At 63.4% G+C, this 15052-nt stretch carries 14 protein-coding genes; 7 read left to right on the forward strand and 7 right to left on the reverse strand.

Annotated features, from left to right (window positions below; all coding sequences use genetic code 11):
* Positions 1–118: 118 nt before the first annotated feature.
* Positions 119–2389 carry a DEAD/DEAH box helicase gene (locus tag QUV21_RS07160; protein ID WP_300853951.1) on the forward strand — a complete coding sequence of 757 codons (2271 nt, stop codon included), beginning with the start codon at positions 119–121 and terminating at the stop codon, positions 2387–2389.
* A gap of 37 nt (positions 2390–2426) precedes the next feature.
* On the opposite strand, the gene QUV21_RS07165 is transcribed toward QUV21_RS07160, so the two are convergent.
* The 3 genes from QUV21_RS07165 to QUV21_RS07175 all read right to left on the reverse strand — a co-directional run bounded on the left by QUV21_RS07165 (position 2427) and on the right by QUV21_RS07175 (position 6130).
* The gene (locus tag QUV21_RS07165; protein ID WP_300853952.1) at positions 2427–3203 is read right to left on the reverse strand and encodes a 3'(2'),5'-bisphosphate nucleotidase CysQ; all 777 of its coding nucleotides are present in this window, start codon (positions 3201–3203) and stop codon (positions 2427–2429) included.
* On the reverse strand, positions 3190–4533 hold the full coding sequence (locus QUV21_RS07170) for a TldD/PmbA family protein (RefSeq protein WP_300853953.1): 1344 nt from the start codon (positions 4531–4533) through the stop codon (positions 3190–3192). Before QUV21_RS07170 ends, QUV21_RS07165 begins: the two co-directional genes overlap by 14 nt.
* 88 nt (positions 4534–4621) lie before the next feature.
* Positions 4622–6130, reverse strand: a complete 1509-nt coding sequence (locus QUV21_RS07175) for a DUF2125 domain-containing protein (protein ID WP_300853954.1) — start codon at positions 6128–6130, stop codon at positions 4622–4624.
* A 115-nt stretch (positions 6131–6245) separates the two neighbouring features.
* On the opposite strand from QUV21_RS07175, the gene QUV21_RS07180 reads away from it, so the two are divergent.
* Genes QUV21_RS07180 through QUV21_RS07195 form a run of 4 tightly spaced genes read left to right on the forward strand, consistent with a single transcriptional unit; the run spans position 6246 to position 10278 of the window.
* Positions 6246–6872 carry an enoyl-CoA hydratase/isomerase family protein gene (locus tag QUV21_RS07180; protein WP_300853955.1) on the forward strand — a complete coding sequence of 209 codons (627 nt, stop codon included), beginning with the start codon at positions 6246–6248 and terminating at the stop codon, positions 6870–6872.
* Positions 6869–7816, forward strand: a complete 948-nt coding sequence (speB, locus tag QUV21_RS07185; protein WP_300853956.1) for an agmatinase — start codon at positions 6869–6871, stop codon at positions 7814–7816. Before QUV21_RS07180 ends, speB begins: the two co-directional genes overlap by 4 nt.
* 3 nt (positions 7817–7819) lie before the next feature.
* Complete coding sequence (locus QUV21_RS07190) at positions 7820–9130, forward strand: mechanosensitive ion channel domain-containing protein (protein ID WP_300853957.1); 1311 nt, start codon at positions 7820–7822, stop codon at positions 9128–9130.
* Complete coding sequence (locus tag QUV21_RS07195; RefSeq protein ID WP_300853958.1) at positions 9127–10278, forward strand: TIGR03862 family flavoprotein; 1152 nt, start codon at positions 9127–9129, stop codon at positions 10276–10278. The genes QUV21_RS07190 and QUV21_RS07195 overlap by 4 nt, the downstream gene beginning before the upstream one ends.
* Here the strand turns inward: QUV21_RS07195 and QUV21_RS07200 are convergent.
* Positions 10275–10727: a hypothetical protein gene (locus tag QUV21_RS07200; protein ID WP_300853959.1), complete on the reverse strand. Its 453-nt coding sequence runs from the start codon at positions 10725–10727 to the stop codon at positions 10275–10277. The two genes, QUV21_RS07195 and QUV21_RS07200, sit on opposite strands and share 4 nt — an antisense overlap.
* Before the next feature lie 12 nt (positions 10728–10739).
* Positions 10740–11813 (reverse strand): phenylalanine--tRNA ligase subunit alpha, encoded by a 1074-nt coding sequence (gene pheS / locus QUV21_RS07205; protein ID WP_300854161.1) that lies wholly within the window; start codon positions 11811–11813, stop codon positions 10740–10742.
* Between the two features lie 123 nt (positions 11814–11936).
* On the opposite strand from pheS, the gene QUV21_RS07210 reads away from it, so the two are divergent.
* Entirely contained in the window at positions 11937–12437 is a 501-nt protein-coding gene (locus tag QUV21_RS07210) for a DUF1643 domain-containing protein (protein ID WP_300853960.1), read from the forward strand.
* 6 nt (positions 12438–12443) lie between these two features.
* On the opposite strand, the gene QUV21_RS07215 is transcribed toward QUV21_RS07210, so the two are convergent.
* Positions 12444–13400, reverse strand: a complete 957-nt coding sequence (locus QUV21_RS07215; RefSeq protein WP_300853961.1) for a calcium-binding protein — start codon at positions 13398–13400, stop codon at positions 12444–12446.
* A gap of 383 nt (positions 13401–13783) precedes the next feature.
* On the opposite strand from QUV21_RS07215, the gene rpsO reads away from it, so the two are divergent.
* Positions 13784–14053 (forward strand): 30S ribosomal protein S15, encoded by a 270-nt coding sequence (gene rpsO / locus QUV21_RS07220; RefSeq protein WP_300853962.1) that lies wholly within the window; start codon positions 13784–13786, stop codon positions 14051–14053.
* 57 nt (positions 14054–14110) lie between these two features.
* Here the strand turns inward: rpsO and QUV21_RS07225 are convergent, their stop codons facing one another.
* Complete coding sequence (locus tag QUV21_RS07225) at positions 14111–15019, reverse strand: hypothetical protein (protein ID WP_300853963.1); 909 nt, start codon at positions 15017–15019, stop codon at positions 14111–14113.
* Positions 15020–15052: the final 33 nt, after the last annotated feature.

The raw sequence follows: 15052 nt of genomic DNA on the forward strand, positions 1-15052 counted from the left end.
GGTAGTGCCGCCGGACGGCCGGGATTCCGGGCTGCGGGCGAGGAGGCCTGCGCCAAAGGGACATGGGCCGTTTGGCTTATCGGGTGCCAGATATGCACCCCCCTTTGGAAAGACATCCATGACGATGACAAACGTGGCCGCGCCGCTGGCGCAGGCTTTGGCGGACAAGGGCTATGAGGCCCTGACCGCCGTTCAAGCGGCCGTGCTGGCCGAAGGCGTTTCCGGGCGCGACATGCTGGTTTCGGCGCAGACCGGATCCGGCAAGACGGTGGCCTTTGGTCTTGCCATCGCACCTGAAATTCTGGCCGGGCAGGACCGTCTGCTTTACGCCGATCAGCCGCTTGCACTGATCATCGCGCCGACGCGCGAGCTTGCGCTTCAGGTCGCGCGGGAACTGGAATGGCTTTATGCCGGGGCGGGCGCGAAGATCGCCACCTGTGTCGGCGGCATGGATTACCGCACCGAAAAGCGCGCTTTGGAACGTGGGGCGCATATCGTGGTCGGTACGCCGGGCCGCTTGCGCGACCATATCGAACGCCGCAGCCTTGACCTTTCCGGTCTGCGCGCCGCCGTTCTGGATGAGGCCGACGAGATGCTGGATCTTGGCTTTGCCGAAGATCTGGAGTTCATCCTTGCCGCCGCCCCGGCTGAACGCCGCACCCTGATGTTTTCGGCCACCGTGCCGAAGGAAATCGAAAAGCTGGCAGGAACCTTTCAGACCGACGCGCTGCGGATCGTGGCGCAGGGCGAATCCAAGCAGCACGTCGATATCGAATACAAAGCCTACAGCGTGGCGGTGCGTGACCGCGAACATGCAATCTTCAATATCCTGCGGTTCTACGAATCGCAGACCGCTATCGTCTTTTGCAAGACGCGGGTGAACGTGAATCACCTGATGGCCCGCATGGGCAATCGGGGATTTCAGGTCGTGGCCCTGTCGGGTGAACTTAGCCAGCAGGAACGCACCCATGCGCTGCAAGCCTTGCGCGATGGCCGGGCGCGGGTCTGTATCGCCACCGATGTGGCGGCGCGCGGAATCGACCTTCCGGGTCTGGAACTGGTGATCCACGCTGACTTGCCGTCAAACTCGGAAATCCTGCTGCACCGGTCGGGTCGCACGGGCCGCGCGGGCAAGAAGGGCGTTTCGGCGCTGATCGTTGCCCCGGCTGAATTCAAGAAGGCCCAGCGCCTGTTGCAAGGCGCCAAGGTCGTTGCCGAATGGGGAACTGCCCCGGGTGCCGATGAAGTGCAGGCAAGGGATGACCTGCGGATCCTTGAACACCCCGCGCTCTTGGCCGGTCCGGGCGATGAGGCCGATCTGGCGCAGGGTCTGATCGAACGCTTCGGCCCCGAAGCCGTGGCCGCCGGTTTCGTCCGGCTGTGGCGTGAGGGGCGCTCGGCACCCGAAGTGCTGTCGTCGGATCAGCAGGTTCCAAGCTCCAGTCCTCCGCGTGAGCGGGGGGAGTTCGGGCCTTCGGTCTGGTTCCGCCTGTCGGTCGGTCGCGCTGGCCGGGCCGAGGCCCGCTGGCTTTTGCCCAAGATCTGTGACGCGGGCGGCATCGCCAAGGATGGCATCGGCGCAATTCGGGTGCGCGAAGATGAAACCTTCGTGCAGATCGCGGCACCTCTGGCCGACAAGTTCGGTGCCTCGGTCGAACTGGACCGCGACCTTCTGATGCAGCGGATCGAGGGTGAACCCGATCTGGACCGCCCCCGCGCGCCATCGGCCAAGTTCGAACGCCCCGAACGGCGCGAAAAGCCGGCCTATGCGCCAAAACCGCCGCGCGTGGTTGAAGACACCGTAGATTTTGCCCCGCGTTCGGAACCGGCGCGCAAGCCCTACGCCAAGCGTGACGACAGCCCGCGCCCATCCGCCGCAAAGCCCGCATGGCAGGACAAGCGCGAAGCAAAGCCCTATGCCAAGCGCGATGATGGCGACCGTCCGCGTCCGCCGCGCCCCGCAGCCGACGGCGATGATGCTGCACCCAAAAAGCCGCGCTGGTCGCCCGACCAGAAGACCGCCCCGCGCTCGGCTGGATACAAAAGCCAAGGTGGCCCCGCCGGAAAACCGGCCCGGGCGGAAGGTTTCAAAAGCCATTCGTCGGAGGGCGCCGGCTACAAGCCCAAGGGCGAAGGCTTCAAGCCCCGCGAAGACGGCGACCGTCCGGCGCGCAAGCCCTATGCGGCCAAGGGTGACGATGCCCGGCCGTTCGTAAAGCGTGACGGGCCGGCCAAACCGGGCGGGTTCAAAAGCCACGCGGCAGGGGACAAGAAGCCCTTTGCCAAGAAGCCATTCGACAAGCCCGGCTCTGACCGCCCGGCCAAGCCGAAGGTTGATGCCAAGGATACCTCCAAGCGTTTCGTGCCGCCGAAGGGTGGCAAACGCTAGGAACTCAATCCCGCCCCGGATCAAGCCCGGGGCGGGATCAGCCTTTCAGCCGCACCAGCGCTTCGGAATGCGGGGCGGACGGCAGGGCCAGCACCCCTTCAGCCTGCGCGCTGGCGGTGTTGAACCGTAGTTGCCCGCCGTGACGGTCCGTCACCACCGCCCCGGCCCGCTCGGCGATCAGCCCCCCGGCGGCTATGTCCCATTCCCATGTATCGCGCAGCGTCAGCATCCCGTCATGCCGCCCTTCCGCCGCCAGACACAGCCGATAGGCCAGCGAAGCGCGGAAACTGCGGTTGATGTCAGGCACGCCACCCGGCCATTTTTCCGGCGCAAGATTGGCTTTCGTGGTCAGAATATCGGCGCCTTCCAGCCGGTCACGCCTGCTTGCCACGATGGGCTGGCCGTCCTTTAGCGGGGGCGCGGTGATCGAGGCGGTGTAGATCTTGTCCAGCGCAGGCAGAAACACGACCCCGGCGATGACCTTCCCCCGGTGTGCCACGGCAAGCGAATGGGCAAAGGTCTCTTCCCCGGCGATGAAGGCGCGGGTGCCGTCGATCGGGTCGACGATGAACACGCTGTCGCATGACAGCCGGGCGGCATTGTCCGGGGTTTCCTCGGACAGCCAGCCGTATTCGGGGCGGGCGGTCAGAAGCATCAGCTTCAGCATGTCATTCACGGCCAGATCGGCCTCGGTCACCGGGCCATGTTCGCCGCCCTTGTCCCAGACCTTTGGTTCCCGCCGCCAATAGCGCAGCGCAATCCGCCCGGCTTCGCGCGCGGCATCGGTCAAGAGGGCCAGATCACGCGCCGGCAAGGGTCATCCCGTCGATGAGGATAGAGGGAACCCGGGTGGAAAGATGCGCGCGGGCGTCATTGGCAGGAATGATCCGCAGCAGCATGTCGCGCAGGTTTCCAGCGATCGTGCATTCGTGGACCGGGTGGCTGATCACCCCGTTTTCCACCCAGAACCCTGACGCCCCGCGCGAATAGTCGCCCGTGGTAGGGTTGATCGTCGACCCGATCATCGAGGTGACCAACAACCCGGTCCCCATCTGTGAAATCAGGTCATCGCGACTGTAACTGCCCGGCGTCAGGTCGATGTTGCTGGTCGAAGGCGAAGGCGGCGCCGAGGTGCCGCGAAACGCATTGGCGGTGGAGGGCATGCCCAGCTTGCGCCCGGTGGCAAGGTCAAGCACCCAGCCGGTCAGGACGCCATGGGCCACGATCTCGCGCCGCCGGGTTGCCAGCCCCTCGCCATCGAACGGGCGGGAAGACTGGATGCGCGGGCGGTGCGGATCTTCGATCAGCGAAATCCCGGCCGGAAGCACCTGCTTGCCAAGAAGATCACGCGCCCATGACGACCCACGCGCGATGGACCCGCCATTGATCGCCGACAAGAGATGACCGACCAGCGACGCCGCGACCCGTTCATCATAGACCACCGGAAAGGTACCGGTCTTCGGCTTGACCGACCCGACCCGCTGCAAGGTGCGTTCGGCGGCAAGGCGGCCAATGCCTTCGGCACCCGGCATGTCGGCAGCATAAGTACGGCTCTCCCCGGCATAATCCCGCTGCATGTCGGTGCCGGACCCGGTGAACGCCACCCCGGAAAGCGAGGTCGAGGTGCGACCATACCCCCCCGAAAACCCGTTCGTCGCCGCAAGGTGCAACTGGCGGCGACTGTATCCGGCACCGGCTTCGACCTGCGTGATGCCCTTCGTTTCCAGCGCCGCAGATTCGACAGCGCGGGCGGCGGCCTCCAAGGCGGCGGCACTTGGTTCAGGCGCGGTGTCGGCAAGATCAAGGGCCGCAAGATCCCAGCTTTTGGCCAGCTGCTCCGGGTCAGCCAGCCCGGCATGCGGGTCTTCGGGGGCCTCGCGCGCCATGGCCACGGCCCGTTCCGCCAAGGCCTTCATCGTGGCGGCCGAGGTGTCGGACGCCGAAACGCAAGCCTGACGCCGCCCCATCAGCACCCGCAGGCCGATTTCCACGCCTTCCGACCTTTCGGCCTGTTCCAGCGCGCCTTTGCGGATTTCAATGGAAACGGCGGTGCCGGACACCGCAAGGGCATCGGCGCTTTCGGCACCCGCCTTGCGAGCGGCGTCAATGAGGGCCGAGGTCAGATCGGAAAGGCTGGCGGTCATGAGGGGTATCCCGGTGGCTTCCCGGTTGAGGTAGCCCTGCCGGGACAGCGTTGCAAGGGCGGGCCTGTCCCGCGCCTGCGCCGTGGGGTTACTGCAATTGCTGACCGTTGGCGAACAGCCCGCCATCCTTGAACTCGATGACCGAGGTCAGCTCGTCCGGGCCGGGGCCAGGACGGGCAAAGAGACCCAGCATCATGCGCGCGCCCATCGCCTGATCATCCGGCAAAAGGCCCATCGCGATCAGGTTGTCGATCAGCGCGTTCACCCCCTTGATCGTGACGTTGATGCTGCCAGTCGGTGCTGGCACCCCGTCAAAACTGGTCAAATCGGAGTTGTCGAATGTTAGCCCGCCAGTGGCACCAACCTCGGTTCCGACAGCCTTCACAAGGATCTGGCTCAGATCAAGCGAGGTCAACTCTCCCGGAGGTTCAACGCCATCCATCTGAGCTGCGGGGTCCATGATGTCCTGTTTCCAGAAACCCGTTCCCTTGACGTCGAAAATGAAGGTCGCCGGGTCGCGCGACAGGGTCGCTGCCGGGTCAAACAAACCCCAGACATCTTCCGAGATCGAGAAATCGACCAGCCTCGTCATGACGGAAAAATCTTGCGGGCTGTCGGATTTCGAGACTGGCATCAGGATGCTGAACGCCGTTTCGGCAAAACTCACCACGACCTCGGGGAAGGGGATCTCGGGGCCGGAAACCGTGAAGCTGGCCCCTTTGAGGCCGGAGCCATAGTTGATCCGGTCCTTGTTGATCCCAAGCAGAAGGTCCGCACCCAGGGCGGTTCCGGCAATCTTGACCGGACCGTTGGAATCATTGATGTCGGCATCCAGCGACATGGCACCAAAGCTGAAGCTGCTGTCGGTGGTAAAGCCGTTGTTCAACGCCACAGCCATGTTTGCCATCACGTCAGCCCCAAGAAAGGTGCCGTTGGTAGTGCCGGCCAGATCGGTCATCGACAGGGCCACGGTACCACTTCCAGAGCCATCCGCCCCTTCACCGGCGACGTTCAATGCCACCGCCTTGGCGGCAAAACTGCTGTCCAGCTTTGTCGTCTCGCCTTCGCGCAGCACAAGATACTTTGCGGTCACTTCGGTCATGGCCAGATCAGCCTGTGTATCCAGCGCCTGACCATCAGCACCTTTCACCTCATCCAGCTTGAGCAGGACGACCGGCGCGGCAAAATCATAGCTGGTTTCCGTAGCACTTCCTGCCGCGGTGATCAGCAGTCCCGGCTGCGTAACAGTCAGCTTCAGGGATGACGGGCCTTCATTATCGGCCGGGAAGGCAAGCGACACGGGGTAGCTGTCGGACATTGTAACAGCAACCGTCCCGTCGCCATTGTCCTTGAAAGCCATGGCATCAATGCTTGCGGAAAGGCTGCCGCCCAGATCATCCTGATGGGTCAGGACCAGTTCCTTGATCTCCAGCGTGTCACCGTTGCGGGTGGCGCTGCCGACCACAAGATCCTGTCCGGCAGAAGTGGACATGGCCTGCCAGCTTTCCCAAACCTCTTCCGGAGTAACGTCGGCCAGCGTGCCGTTGGCCGTGAAAACAAGCGCAAGCGCGGTGGTGCAAGACAGCGTCCGGTTCATCGCTCGAAGCCTTTCCAGTTGTATAAGTCGCGGCATCCTTTCTATGACCGGTGCAGGCGTCAAGGGTTTCCGCCCCTTTGCGGGGTATGGAATGGGAAGGGACCGGGTGATTGACATGATCAGGACACACGAAATGGGGGATTGCTGCATCCTTCGGCTGACGCGGCCCGAAAAGGCCAATGCGCTGACCGGGGCAATGCTGGCTGATCTCTTGGCTGCGGTGAACGCGGCGGCAAATCGGGGTGCGAAGGCCTTGATCCTGACCGCCGAGGGCAAGGTCTTTTCCGCCGGGGCCGATCTGGAGGAAATGCAGGCGGGTCTTGGCACCAGCCCCGCATGGGAACAGGTTTCGGCAGCACTCGCCGCCTTTCCCGGCCTGACCATTGCGGCGCTGAACGGCACGCTGGCGGGTGGGGCAACCGGCCTTGCGCTGGCGTGTGATCTGCGGATCGCGGTGCCGGGGGCGCAGTTCTTTTACCCAGTCATGCGGCTTGGCTATCTGCCACAACCCTCCGACCCGGCCCGGCTGATGGCGCTGGTTGGTCCGGGGCGAGCGCGGATGATCCTGCTGGCCGGTCAAAAGATCACCACGGATGAGGCGCTGGCCTGGGGGCTGATTGACCGGATCGTCACACCCGACGCGCTGATCGACGCGGCAATGGCCCTTGCGGCTGACGCGCTTCGCGCCGATCAATCACATGTTCAGGCATTGAAGCGCATGTTGGAGGGAAAGCCGCAATGACACATGGCTATGAAAGCGGGCGGCTTAACCTGCCATTCGTCGGGATATCGACCTTCGGCAAGAACCATTACGAGCCCGACTGGTCAAAGATTGACGCCGATTTCGCCATCCTTGGCGCGCCCTTCGACTTTGGCACCCAGTTTCGGGCCGGCGCGCGTTTTGGCCCCCGTGGCATCCGCGAGGCTTCGACACTGTTTTCCTTTGGCCATGCCGGGGCCTATGACCACGAAGACGACGTGACCTATATGGAAGGTGTGCGCATCGTTGATATCGGTGACGCCGACATCGTCCACACCGATACCGAAACCAGCCACGCCAACATCGAGGTCGGGGTGCGCGCCATTCTGGCGGCGGGGGCGGTTCCTGTGGTGCTGGGTGGTGACCATTCGATCAACATCCCCTGCATCCGCGCCTTTGAGGGCCGACCTATCCACATCGTCCAGATCGACGCGCATCTGGATTTCGTCGACGTGCGTCACGGGGTGCGCCATGGCCACGGCAACCCCATGCGGCGCGCAGCAGAACAGGAGCATGTGAAGGGCATCACCGCCCTTGGCATCCGCAACGTCAGTTCGACCGCCAAGGACGGCTACGATGCCGCCCGCGCCATGGGTGACGATATCCTGTCGGTACGGCAGGTCCGCAAGCTGGGGGTCGAGGCCGTTCTGGCGCGCATCCCCAAGGGTGTAGACTATTATCTGACGCTGGATATCGACGGCTTTGACCCCTCGATCGCCCCTGGCACCGGTACGCCGTCGCACGGCGGGTTTCTGTATTACGAGGTGCTGGAACTGATCGACGGGCTGACCAGGCAAGGCCGGATTGTCGGCATTGATCTGGTCGAGGTCGCCCCTGACTATGACCATAGCGGCACCACGACCATTCTGGCGGCCCAGATCCTGCTGAACACCATCGGGCGCATTGCCCACCACGCAAAGGGCTGACGCATGGGGGGCCAGACCGGCTTGATTGACCGCCTGCGCGGCTGGCTGACGGATGCGGTGGATCTGGTTGCCGGCTGGCTCGCCTCGCCCGCCGCCCTGTCGCAGTTCGTGCTGCTGGCGGTGGCCTATCTGGCAGCACGGCAACTGGTGCGGCGGCTTTCACCGTCAATCGTGAGGCTGGTCTCTCCAGCCGAGGCGGCGCCGGGGATCATTGCCCGGCTGCGCCGGTTCCTGCTGATCTTCCTGCCACTCTTGCTGCCGCTTCTGGCCTATGCGCTGACTGCCGTGGGTGAGGCCGTCACAAGGTCAGTCTTCGGATCCGGTGAGGTGATTGCCTTCGGCAAGCGGCTCTTCCTGCTGTTGGCGGCGCGCGAACTGGTGGCACGCATCCTGCCGGACGGCTTTCTCAAGTTGCTTGGCCGCTATGTGCTGCTTCCTGTGGCGGCGCTTCATGCGCTTGGGCTTCTTGATGACGTCACTGCTCAGCTGGACGCGGCAGAGGTCAATCTTGGCAATATCCGGTTCTCGGTCCTGTCGCTGATCCGGGGCCTCATTGCCGGTGCGCTGCTGTTCTGGCTGGGCGCCTGGTCAAACCGGCAAAGCGCCGGCTACATCAAGTCGCAGCAAGACTTGCGCCCCGCGACCCGGGAGCTTGCGATAAAGGCGGCCGAAGTCGGGATATTCGGGGCAGCCTTCCTTTTGCTGATGTCGATCATGGGGATCGACCTGACGGCCGTTGCCGTCATAGGCGGTGCCTTGGGCGTGGGGATAGGTCTTGGCCTGCAACAGATCGCAGCCAACTTCGTTTCGGGAGTCATCCTTCTGCTGGAGGGACAGACAACGGTTGGCGACTATGTCGAACTGGATGGCGGTGAAAAAGGCACGATCGTCAAGATGACCGCCCGCGCCTGCGTGCTGGAAACCTTCGACGGCAAGTGGATTGTGGTCCCGAATGAACATTTCATCACCACTCGCGTGGTGAACTATTCCGATCAGGGCAGCGCAAACCGCTATGAGGCGCTGTTTTCCGTCACCTATGAAACCGACATCAACCTTGTCCCGGACATTGTGGAGACCGCCGTTGCCGCCCTGCCCTTTGTCCTGAAAGACCCCGACAGCCCCGATTGCGAGTTGCGCGGCTTTGGTGAAAGCAGCGTCGATTTCGCGGTGGAATACTGGGTCTCCGGCATTGACGACGGCAAGAACCGGTATGGCTCGCCGGTCTTGTTCGCGATCTGGAACGCCCTGAAGACCGCAGGGATCGAAATGCCCTATCCGCGCCGGGTGGTGGAAATCCGGGGCAAGACCGCGTGACGGCGGCCCTGGTCATCGGCGCAGGCCCTGCCGGGCTGATGGCGGCAGAGCAACTGGCACGGGCGGGCATCCCCGTGGTGGTCTGCGAGGCAATGCCCTCAATCGGGCGCAAGTTCCTGATGGCGGGGAAATCCGGGCTGAACGTCACCAAGGATGAACCGCTTGCAGCCTTCGTCGCGCGCTATGGCGCGCCGGGGCTGCGGCCAATGCTGGAAGCCTTCGGCCCGCAACAGGTGCAGGACTGGTGCCGCGACTTGGGGCAGGAGGTGTTCACTGGATCATCCGGCAGGGTGTTTCCGGTGGCGATGAAAGCCTCACCGCTGCTGCGGGCATGGGCGGGGCGGCTGGCGGCCGCCGGGGTGGAATTTCGCACCCGCTGGCGCTGGACAGGGTTTGACGGCGACGGTTTCCGTTTTGACACCCCCGAAGGTGTGCAGGTGTTGAGGCCAAAGATCACGGTGCTGGCGCTGGGTGGGGCAAGCTGGCGACGGCTGGGGTCGGATGCGGCCTGGGTGGCGTGGCTGCGGGAAAAGGGCGTCGGCATCGCCCCATGGAAGCCGGCAAACATGGGTTTTTTGGTGGAGTGGTCGCCCAAGATGGCGCCCTTCTTCGGCCAGCCAGTCAAGGGCGTGGCCCTGATCGCTGGAGACCGGCGCGAACGGGGCGAATTCGTCATCTCCTCCCGTGGGGTGGAAGGTGGCGGCATCTACGCTGTCAGCCGCGCGTTGCGCGAAGGTGCCGCGCTGGTGCTGGACCTGCTTCCCGACCTGTCAGCCGATGAAATCGCCCGGCGGCTGGCCCGGATCAAGCCCGGCGAAACCGCCGCGAACCGGCTGCGGAAACTGGGGCTGGGCAAGGTCCAGATCGCGCTGGTGATGGAATTTGCGCGCCATGCCCCGATTGACCACCTGAAGCGCCTGCCGGTCCCGCTGATCGGCCCGCGCCCGCTTGACGAGGCAATCTCGGTAGCGGGCGGGGTCGAATGGGCATCCGTGACCGAGGATCTGGAACTTCGCACCCTGCCAGGCGTGTTCGTCTGCGGCGAGATGCTGGACTGGGAAGCCCCGACCGGCGGCTATCTCTTGACCGCCTGCTGGGCCACGGGCCGATGGGCGGGGCAGGCTGCCGCGCGGAAGATTCGTCTCTAATCCTGCGGAAAATGCAGGTTTTCCAGCCAAGGCAACGCCTCGGCCACCAGAATATCGATGGTCCGTGCCAGATGCGCGGGCCTTTCCAGCACGTCCACAAAGGCAAGCCGCCCGGGGTCTTCCCCGCCACCGCCACCAAAGCGGACAAGGGTCATGTCTTCACCGTCTTGCCAGTCCGGGTGATCCGGCAGACCGCCCTCAGGCGTCATAAAGCGCAAGATGATCTGCACATCCCAGCCATATCGGCTGCGTTGCAGATGGACGGCAGATTTTCCCTGCGGCGAAACCCTGGTCCATGTGCTGCCCTTCAGCGCGTAGCCAAACGGTTGCAGGGCGGTATCCACGGCAGTGACAATTGCCAGATAAGCCGCCTCACGCTGGGCGGGAAACGCCGGGTCATTGGCCGCGGAATGCTTGCGTGCGGCGAGGTCTTCGTCTTCCTCTGACACCGCCGGCCCCGCTTACATCGACAGCCCGCCAGCGAGGTCCGGCACATCCAGCGCCGAAAAGCCGTAGTGCCGCAGCCAGCGCAGATCGGATTCAAAGAAGGCGCGCAGATCGGGGATGCCATATTTCAGCATGGCGATCCGGTCGATCCCCATGCCGAAGGCAAAGCCCTGCCACTGGTCAGGGTCTACCCCCGCCGCCTTCAGCACCTTCGGATGCACCATGCCAGAGCCAAGGATTTCCATCCACTTGTCGCCTTCGCCAATCCGAAGTTGACCGCCGACGTTGGAATAGCGGATATCGACCTCGGCCGAGGGCTCGGTGAAGGGGAAATGGCTGGCGCGGAACCGAAGTTCCACCTTGTCCACCTCGAAATAGGCGCGGCAGAACTCTTCCAGGGTCCATTTCAGATTGGCCATGCTGATATCGCGGTCAATCGCCAGACCTTCGACCTGATGGAACATCGGGGTGTGGGTCTGGTCCATGTCCATGCGGTAGACGCGGCCGGGGGCGATCACGCGGATTGGCGCGCCCTGCTGCGTCATCGCGCGGATCTGCACCGGGCTGGTATGGGTGCGCAGCACATGCGGCGGGCGGTTGTCACCCTCGGCCCGATGCATGAAGAACGTATCATGTTCCTGCCGCGCGGGGTGTTCGGGCGGAATGTTCAGCGCGTCGAAATTATACCAGTCACTTTCGACCTGCGGGCCTTCGGCGACTGCAAAACCCATGTCGGCGAAAATGGCGGTCAGTTCTTCCATCACCTGACTGACGGGGTGGATCGTCCCCGTCCGGCGCGGGCGTCCCGGCAGGGTCACGTCCAGCCATTCCGACTTAAGCCGCTCATCCAGCGCCGCGTCGCCCAGCGCAACCTTTCGGGCGCGCAGCGCGGCGTCAATTTCATCCTTCAATGCGTTCAGGTTGGCCCCGGCAGCCTTGCGCACCTCTGGGTCCATCTTGCCAAGCGTCGCCATCAGGGCGCTGATTTCGCCCTTCTTGCCCAGAGCTGCCAGACGGACCTCTTCCAGCCCGGCCTCATCGGCAGCGCCAGCCACGGCAGAAAGATATTTGCCCTTGAGCGTGTCGATCCCGTCCATTGTCGTCTCCTGAAAGCCGGGTTCGTGCTAACGGGGAAGGCCCTGCGATGCAAGGCCGGGGCTGTGCTGCAGCGGCAGTTGCGGGTAATGCTTGGGCAACCAACGGAGGGCGGGATGATCACGCGAGGCTTCACCAAGGGTGACGCGGTATCAGAGGCGGTCTATTCGGATTGCGAAAGGTATCGCTACCTGTTGACCCGGGTCTGGGGTGATGGGCCGCGGGCGTTGTTCATCATGCTTAACCCATCTACCGCTACTGAGGTGCAGAACGACCCCACCGTCGAACGCTGCGAACGGCGGGCGCGGGCCTTGGGTTTTGGTGGCTTTCGGGTGACAAATATCTTTGCCTTTCGGGCCACCGACCCAAAGGTGATGCGGGCCGAGGCAGACCCTGTCGGTCCATGGAACGACGCGGCAATCCTGCAAAGCCTTGACTGGGCGGGACCGGTGATTTGTGCCTGGGGCAACCACGGCCTGCACATGGGCCGGGGTACAGCGGTTGAGGGCATGCTGCGAAAATCAGGCGCGCGGATGCTGCATCTGGGGATCACCGGACAAGGCCAGCCGCGCCATCCGCTGTATGTCGGATATCAGCAGCAGCCAGAGGTCTGGTAGCCCGCGTCAGGCGGCCGTCAGGGTGACGTCAGCCACCGCGACAGCATCGCCGCGAACCGTGGCCACCGGCGAACCATCCAGCAACAGCGTCGCTTCGTTGCCTTCATCGTTCACCTGCACAGAAAGAACCGGATCAGGATGGGCCACGGGATCGTAGACAATAATCAGCCGGTCAGAGTTCGCGTCGTAGTCCGAAATATGGGCAACGCCGCCCTCGATCAGCCAGTCATGCAAGATGAAATCGTCATTTCCGGCATCACCAAAGGCGTGGTCACCCGACCCCAGAACCAAAGTATCATTTCCGGTACCGCCATTCAGAAAGTCGGTGTCGAAATCATCCACGTCACCCGCCAGCCCGGAAAGCCAGTCATCCCCGGCACCACCGTCAAGAATGTCAGAACCGGCGCCCCCGAAAAGCGAGTCATTGCCCTCCCCGCCGGCAAGCCAGTCATCCCCTGCGCCGCCATGCATTTCGTCATTGCCCTGACCGCCCAGCAGCGTATCCGCGCCCTCACCGCCAGAAAGCAGATCATTGCCCGAATGTCCGGCAAGCAGGTCATCGCCGGCGGCACCGTCAAGCAGATCATCGCCATCCTGCCCTTGCAGCGTGTCATTGCCTGCGCCGCCAAGGACAGTGTCGTCACCCGCGCCAGCCCAGACCGAGTCATCGCCAGCGCCAGCGTCGATCAAATCATCGCCATTGCGACCGTCGATCAGGTCATTTCCGCCCCCACCATCGATCAGGTCAGCACCATCGCCGCCTGAAATGATGTCGTCCGCAGCGCCGCCCGTCAGGGTTTGTGCCAGCGGATCGGGCTTGGCCAGATCATCGGAAAGCGCGTTCCCCTCGGCCGGGTCATGCAGATCGGGGAGGTCGTCCAGCATGGACCTGCCGTCCGGATCAACATCATCTTCGGGATCGGATGGTTCGTCATTGACGTTGTCGCCATCTCTGACGGACATGAGGGAATCCGCCGCGGCCCCGGCGATGAAGACCCCAAGCAGACCAAGTATCGTTATCACCCTGTCACCCCTTGACTTGCCGCAGCCCGAAATCGTTAACCAATATTTCCGTTAACTTATTGCCAATAAACGGAAATTGTCTCTCGTCGTTACCATGTTTCGGATGATTTCGGAAGCGTCGCCCTCCAGAACGCGACTGGAATCTGCACACAGGGTTAACAGTCTGTGACCAGAACTCTGGCCAGGCCGCGCAGGGGTTCCAACCCCTTCCCTTTTCGGACGAATCTGCCTATACGGCCGCATCCGCACCAATGCGGAGCCTCCAAGGGCCTTGCTGGACGACATCCCGGCCTGTGCCATCACCTTTTGCCAAGGAGACCCCGATGTCGATCACGGTTGAAGAAAAAGCGCGCCTTATCAAGGAATACGCGACCAAAGAGAACGACACCGGTTCGCCGGAAGTTCAGGTTGCGATCCTGTCGTCGCGCATCGCCACGCTGACCGAGCACTTCAAGGGCCACAAGAAAGACAACCACTCGCGTCGTGGTCTGTTGATGATGGTTGCCCAGCGCCGGAAGCTTCTGGACTACCTGAAAAAGACGAACGAAGCGCGGTATACCTCGCTGATCGCGCGTCTGGGCCTGCGCCGCTAAGCGATGGCCACCTGAATACGGGAAGCGCCCGCGCCGCAAGGCGCGGGCGTTTTTCGTTCAGACCTGCCAACCGTGGCGGCGAAAGCGCGCCACGATCTGCGCCTCGCAATCCGGTGCGCCGCCATTGATCGCCTGGCGCCGAAAGAACCAGCACAGATACCGCGCGAAATCCGGCGGTGGCGCGTCAAGCGCGGCGAAGGCCGCATCCAGACCGCCCTTCGGGACAGACCCCGCAATGTGGTGAAAATCGCTTTGTGCAAACAGCACCGCCGGTTTGTCGGCAAAGAAGCCATGCAGCGCCACAGACGAATTCTGCGTCACCACGGCATCGCAGCCCAGAAGCAGCGCCGGCGTTTGGGCGCCGACCAGCGTGAACCGGGGAAAACGACGCTCCAAATCCTCCAGCGCGGCAAGCTCGGCGGGGGTGTAGACCTCTTTCGGATGGAGGGTCGCGACCACGCGCCGGGTCGCGATCCTTTCCAGAACAGTCTCTAACATGGCCAAAGGGCTGGCTTCCTGAAAGGATCGATGTTCCGAAATCCGCCCCTGCAACGGCACAAGGACATAGCCATCCTGCCGCGACGCGCCGTCTCCCAGAAGTTTCGGCCGCCAGCGCCTGACAAAGCCGTCCGCCTCGTCCTTCGGTATCGTGTCGGCATCAAACCGCTCCTGCGCCACATCGAACAGCCAGCGTTCCGAAACCGCCTCTATCCGCCAGAACGGCAGAATATAGGCGCGGCGCAGGCACAGGATGCGCGGGCCATTCGGGGCCTGCATGTGAAAAAGCCCATACCCGCCGCGCCCCGGAGCCTTCAATCGCTCGGCCGGGGTGTCGGGGTGGAACTTGAGCCGCCAGTCAGGCAGAGCCGCCTGCATCCTGCGAAACAGGTTGACCTCACCCGCTTCGGCCGCCTGACGCCATGGCGAATGAAGGTAGATGTGCAGAACCCGTTTTCTTTCGTCCATTTCCCTGACCTTGTGATGCGCTTTCCACCCGGC

The organism is Tabrizicola sp. (genome assembly GCF_030373185.1).
GTDB lineage: Bacteria > Pseudomonadota > Alphaproteobacteria > Rhodobacterales > Rhodobacteraceae > Tabrizicola.

Bases quoted from the DNA above. Each gene is read 5' to 3' on its own strand.
- QUV21_RS07160 (WP_300853951.1), top strand. From the start codon at position 119: ATGACGATGACAAACGTGGCCGCGCCGCTGGCGCAGGCTTTGGCGGAC.
- QUV21_RS07170 (WP_300853953.1), bottom strand. From the start codon at position 4,533: ATGACCGCCAGCCTTTCCGATCTGACCTCGGCCCTCATTGACGCCGCT.
- QUV21_RS07175 (WP_300853954.1), bottom strand. From the start codon at position 6,130: ATGAACCGGACGCTGTCTTGCACCACCGCGCTTGCGCTTGTTTTCACG.
- QUV21_RS07180 (WP_300853955.1), top strand. From the start codon at position 6,246: ATGATCAGGACACACGAAATGGGGGATTGCTGCATCCTTCGGCTGACG.
- speB (WP_300853956.1), top strand. From the start codon at position 6,869: ATGACACATGGCTATGAAAGCGGGCGGCTTAACCTGCCATTCGTCGGG.
- QUV21_RS07190 (WP_300853957.1), top strand. From the start codon at position 7,820: ATGGGGGGCCAGACCGGCTTGATTGACCGCCTGCGCGGCTGGCTGACG.
- QUV21_RS07210 (WP_300853960.1), top strand. From the start codon at position 11,937: ATGATCACGCGAGGCTTCACCAAGGGTGACGCGGTATCAGAGGCGGTC.
- QUV21_RS07215 (WP_300853961.1), bottom strand. From the start codon at position 13,400: ATGTCCGTCAGAGATGGCGACAACGTCAATGACGAACCATCCGATCCC.
- rpsO (WP_300853962.1), top strand. From the start codon at position 13,784: ATGTCGATCACGGTTGAAGAAAAAGCGCGCCTTATCAAGGAATACGCG.
- QUV21_RS07225 (WP_300853963.1), bottom strand. From the start codon at position 15,019: ATGGACGAAAGAAAACGGGTTCTGCACATCTACCTTCATTCGCCATGG.